Genomic DNA, 5079 nt, shown 5'->3' on the forward strand with positions numbered 1-5079 from the left:
GCCTTGTCGCTCACCTCGCCGTCGAGCAGCGTGCGAAACGCCTCGACGACCCGGGTATCCATCACCTTCTCGACGCCGTTGCGGTGGGCGGCGATCAAGTCGTCCAGCGCCAGCATGGAGAGGCGCTGTCCGGCGTCCCAGCGGTTGAAGCCGTCGCTGTCGTGGGTGAGCAGAAAGGCGAGCTCTTCGCGCGAATAGGGGTAGTGGAGCATCACCGGAGCGGAAAAGCCGCGCAACAGCGAGGGCACCGGCGCCTCGGCGACGTTCTCGAACACGAAGGTCTGCTCCGCCTCGCGCAGGTGGATGACGCCCTCCTTGCCGAGCGATTCGCCATCGAGGGTCAGGGTCAGGTCCTGGCCGGACTTGGTACCGACGAGCCCCAGGCGCACGGGAACGTGCAGCGGCAGCTTCTCGTTCTGGCCCGGCGTTGCCGGCGTGCGCTGGCGAAGCGTCAGGCGGTACTCGCCGTGCACGTAGTCGTATTCGCCGAAGGCGTCGACCTCCGGCGTGCCCGCCTGGGAGTACCAGCGCATGAACTGATCGAGGTTCTCGCCGGAGGCGTCTTCCATGCAGCCGACGAAATCCTCGATGGTGGCGGCGCAGCCGTCGAAGCGCTCGAAGTAGCGATCCGCACCGCGGCGAAACGCTTCCCAGCCGACCAGGTTGCACAGCATGCGCACCACTTCCGCGCCCTTCTCGTAGATGGTCAGGGTGTAGAAGTTGGTGATCTCGATGTAGTGGTCCGGGCGCACCGGGTGGGCGGTGGGGCCGGCGTCCTCGGCGAACTGGGCGGTGCGAAAGAACGACACGTCCTGGATGCGCTTGACCGGCGCGGAGTTGGTGTCCGCCGAGAAGCACTGGTCGCGAAAGACGGTGAAGCCCTCCTTCAGGGAGAGCTGGAACCAGTCGCGGCAGGTCACCCGGTTGCCGGACCAGTTGTGGAAGTACTCGTGGGCGACGATGCCCTCGACGTTCTGGAAGGCGGCGTCGGTGGCGGTGTCGGGGTGAGTCAGCACCGCCGCGGAGTTGAAGATGTTCAACCCCTTGTTCTCCATCGCGCCCATGTTGAAGTCGTTGACCGCCACGATCATGAACAAATCGAGATCGTACTCGCGCCCGTAGGTGGTCTCGTCCCAGGCCATGGCGCGCTTGAGCGAGGCCATGGCGTGCTCGGTCTTGTCCAGGTTCTCTTCTTCCACCCAGATCTCGAGCGCCACCTCGCGCCCGCTCTGGGTGGTGAAGCGGTCACTCGCCTTGTACAGGTCGCCCGCCACCAGGGCGAAGAGGTAGCAGGGCTTGGGGTGCGGGTCTTCCCACACCGCGAAGTGGCGTCCGTCACGCTCGCCCTGCTCCACCCGGTTACCGTTGGCGAGCAGCACCGGCTCGCGGGCCAAATCGCCGATCACCGTCACCTTGAAGGTCGCCATCACGTCCGGCCGGTCCGGGTAGTAGGTGATGCGCCGAAACCCCTCGGCCTCGCACTGGGTGCAGTACATGCCGCTGGAGCGGTAGAGCCCTTCCAGGGCGGTGTTGCTGTCCGGGTCGATCTCGACCTCGCTTTCGAGGCAGAAGCGCTCGGGTACCCGGTCGATGCGAAGCGTGGTGTCGCTCACGACGTAGTCGCGCTCCTCGAGCGCGGTGCCGTCGAGGCCGAGCGACACGAGCGTCAGGTGCTCGCCATCGAGCACCAGCGGGGCATTCGGAGCGGCGACGGGGTTGCGCTCGATGTGCAGGCGGGCCTTCACGCGGGTAGCGGCGGGGTCGAGATCAAACGTCAGCTCGGTATGGGTCACGAGGTAATCGGGCGGCTGGTAGTCGCTTAGATAGACCGGCTGCGGATCGGACATGCATGGCTCCTTTCCATCGAACAGTTTTCCATCGAACGCGGTGACGTGAAACGATCAGTATAGACGAGGCGGCCCCCGGCGTTTCAAGGCGCCGGGGGCGGGCGATCAATCGCGGAAGTTGTCGAACTGCAGCGGCAGGTCCGGGCCTTCCTCGCCGCGCAGAAGCGCCATGACGCTCTGAAGATCGTCACGCTTCTTGCCGGTGACGCGCACCTTCTCGCCCTGGATCTGCGCCTGCACCTTGAGCTTGCTCGCCTTGATGCGCTTGACGATGTCCTTGGTCTGGGCGGCGTCGAGCCCCTGGCGCAGTGTCACGTTCTGGCGCGCCTTGACCCCGGAGAGCTCCGGGTCCTTGACCTCCATGCAGCGCGCGTCGATGCCGCGGGCGATCAGCCGGCCGCGCAGCACCTCGAGCATCTGCTTGAGCTGGAAGTCCACCTCGGCCTCCAGCGCCACGGTTTCCCCCTCGAGGGCGAAGCTTGCGTCCACCCCCTTAAAATCGAAGCGCGTGCCGACCTCGCGGTTGGCCTGGTCCACGGCGTTGGCAGCTTCGTGACGGTCGAATTCGGAGACGATATCGAATGACGGCATGGGTTTTCCTTAACGAGAGTCAGGCTGCCATTCTAGAGCAGCCGGGCCGGCTCGGCTAATCCGGTTCGCCCCGGGCGTGCAATCGTCTGGCGTCATCCTTTAATCTTGACGCCTTTCACTGCGAGGAAGCACTCATGAGCGATCGTGACAGCCGCCACAAGGCGTCCATGGAAAGACTCAAGGCCCACGTCGACGAGAAGATCGCCCGCGCCGAGCAGGAGCGCGGCCTGCTGCTGGTCAACACCGGCAACGGCAAGGGCAAGACCACCGCCGCCTGGGGCACGGTGACTCGCTCGCTCGGCTACGGCTACAAGGTAGGCGTGGTGCAGTTCATCAAGGGGCTGTGGGAGTGCGGCGAGCGCAACCGGCTCGAGGACGATCCCAACCTCGAGGTCGTGGTCATGGCCACCGGCTTCACCTGGGAGACCCAGGACCGCGAGGCCGACACACGGGCGTGCCTCGCCGTGTGGCAGGACGCCGAGCGCATGCTGGCGGATCCCGAAACCTACCTGGTGGTGCTCGACGAGATCACCTACATGCTCAAGTTCGGCTATCTAGACATCGAACGGGTCAAGCACGCACTCGAGAATCGCCCGCCGGAGCAGACGGTGATCATCACCGGGCGCAGCGCTCACCGCGAGCTGATCGACATGGCGGATACCGTCACCGAGATGCAGGAGGTTCGCCACGCCTTCAACGCCGGCGTGAAGACGCGGCGCGGCATCGATTACTGATCCGTCAACGCAAAACACAGAACACAGAACGCAGAACGCCGCCGGAAGACCGGCGGCGTTGTGTACTAATCCTGCGACGTCAATGCGTTTGCGACATCACTCGTCGAAGGGGTTGCGCAGCACGATCGTCTCGTTACGGTCCGGGCCGGTCGAGATGATGTCGATGCTGGTGCCTACCTGCTCTTCCAGGTAGCTGATGTAGGCGCGCGCGTTGGCGGGCAGGTCCTCGACCTTCTTGGCGCCCAGCGTCGACTCCTTCCAGCCCGGCAGGTCGAAGTAGACCGGCTCGACGGCTTCGTAGCCTTCCGAGTCGACCGGGTTCTCCAGCACCTCGCCATCCTTGCTGCGATAGCCGACGCAGACGCGGATGTTCTCGAGACCGTCGAGCACGTCGAGCTTGGTCAGGCAGATACCGGAGACCGAGTTGATCTGCACCGCGTGACGCAGGGCCACGGCGTCGAACCAGCCGCAGCGCCGCGCCCGGCCCGTGGTGGCGCCGAACTCGTGGCCGCGCTCGGCGAGATGCCGGCCGTGGTCGTCGAACAGCTCCGTCGGGAACGGGCCGGAGCCCACGCGCGTGGTGTAGGCCTTGGTGATGCCCAGCACGTAGTCGAGATACAACGGACCCACGCCGGAGCCGGTGGCGGTGCCGCCGGCGGTGGTGTTGGAGCTGGTAACGAAAGGATAGGTACCGTGGTCGATGTCCAGAAGCGAGCCTTGAGCCCCTTCGAACAGGATGTTCTCGTTGGCCTTGCGCAGGTCGTGCACCTGACCCACGGTGTCGCCGACCATCGGGCGCAGCTCGTCGGCCATCTGCATGGCGCTATCGAGCACTTCCTGGAAGTCCACCGCCGGCTCGTTGTGGTAGTGGGTCAGCACGAAGTTGTGATAGTCGAGCACTTCACCGAGCTTGGAAGCGAAACGCTCGCGGTGGAGCATGTCGCCCAGGCGCAGGCCACGACGCGCCACCTTGTCTTCATAGGCCGGGCCGATGCCGCGGCCGGTGGTGCCGATCTTGGCCACGCCCCGCGCCTTCTCGCGGGCCTGATCCAGGCGCACGTGGTAAGGCAGGATCAAGGGGCAGGCCGGCGACAGGCGCAGGCGCTCGCGCACCGGCACGCCCTTCTCCTCGAGCTCGCGGATCTCCTTGATCAGCGCTTCCGGCGAGAGCACCACGCCGTTGCCGATGATGCAGGTCTTGCCCGGGCGCAGGATGCCCGAGGGAATCAGGTGAAGGACCGTCTTCTCGCCGTCGATGACCAGCGTATGGCCGGCGTTGTGGCCTCCCTGGAAGCGCACCACGGCAGAGGCCGACTCGGTGAGCAGATCCACGATCTTGCCCTTCCCTTCGTCACCCCACTGGGTACCCAGGACTACGACATTCTTACCCATTATGCACTCGTCTCTCGTGTCAGGGCCGTTGGCTGCCAACGACCGTCGATAAACTCAAGGCGGCGATCGCAATCGTGCTCCGCCGGTTCGGTACGCTGCCCCGGCAGCGCCTGGATGACGCGCTCGCCCTGTCGGCGCAGCGCATCGATGGCCGTTTGCAGCGACTCGTCATCCGTTGACGGCGCCCAGATCGAGCTCGGCGCGGGGGAAGCGGCGGCAAGCGATGCCAGCTGCTTCAGATCCATCGAGAAACCGGTCGCCGGGCGCGCGCGGCCAAAGGCACGCCCGGTATCGTCGTAGCGTCCGCCCTTGGCCAGCGCATGGCCGTAGCCAGGCACATAAGCGGCGAACATCATGCCGGTATGGTACTGATAGCCGCGAAGCTCGGCCAGATCGAAATAGAGCGAGGCGTCGAAGTGCGCCAGGACCGCCTGGCTGAGCGCCTCGAGCTGGTCGAGCGCGGCGGTGACGGACACCGGCGCGCCGGCCAGGCGCTCACGCGCCTCATCCAGGAT

At 65.6% G+C, this 5079-nt stretch carries 5 protein-coding genes; 1 reads left to right on the top strand and 4 read right to left on the bottom strand.

The window, feature by feature from the left end:
- Positions 1 to 1847 (bottom strand): aminopeptidase N (gene pepN / locus BIS11_RS10575; protein WP_253586026.1); only part of this gene is annotated, 1847 nt, incomplete at its 3' end.
- A gap of 105 nt (positions 1848 to 1952) precedes the next feature.
- Entirely contained in the window at positions 1953 to 2438 is a 486-nt protein-coding gene (locus tag BIS11_RS10580; RefSeq protein ID WP_253423835.1) for a YajQ family cyclic di-GMP-binding protein, read from the bottom strand.
- A gap of 134 nt (positions 2439 to 2572) precedes the next feature.
- Between BIS11_RS10580 and cobO the strand changes: the two genes are divergently transcribed.
- The gene (gene cobO, locus BIS11_RS10585; protein WP_253423837.1) at positions 2573 to 3172 is read left to right on the top strand and encodes a cob(I)yrinic acid a,c-diamide adenosyltransferase; all 600 of its coding nucleotides are present in this window, start codon (positions 2573 to 2575) and stop codon (positions 3170 to 3172) included.
- A 96-nt stretch (positions 3173 to 3268) separates the two neighbouring features.
- Here cobO and BIS11_RS10590 read toward each other — a convergent pair whose 3' ends face one another.
- Positions 3269 to 4564, bottom strand: coding sequence for an adenylosuccinate synthase (locus BIS11_RS10590; RefSeq protein ID WP_253423840.1), 1296 nt, complete (start codon positions 4562 to 4564; stop codon positions 3269 to 3271).
- Positions 4564 to 5079: ATP phosphoribosyltransferase regulatory subunit (locus BIS11_RS10595; RefSeq protein ID WP_253586027.1), on the bottom strand; the 516-nt coding region annotated here is incomplete at its 5' end. The genes BIS11_RS10595 and BIS11_RS10590, both read right to left, overlap by 1 nt.

It is taken from the genome of Halomonas sp. 707D4 (genome assembly GCF_024158685.1).
In the GTDB taxonomy this organism is placed as follows: Bacteria; Pseudomonadota; Gammaproteobacteria; order Pseudomonadales; family Halomonadaceae; genus Vreelandella.

Bases quoted from the DNA above. Each gene is read 5' to 3' on its own strand.
- cobO (WP_253423837.1), top strand. From the start codon at position 2,573: ATGAGCGATCGTGACAGCCGCCACAAGGCGTCCATGGAAAGACTCAAG.
- BIS11_RS10580 (WP_253423835.1), bottom strand. From the start codon at position 2,438: ATGCCGTCATTCGATATCGTCTCCGAATTCGACCGTCACGAAGCTGCC.
- BIS11_RS10590 (WP_253423840.1), bottom strand. From the start codon at position 4,564: ATGGGTAAGAATGTCGTAGTCCTGGGTACCCAGTGGGGTGACGAAGGG.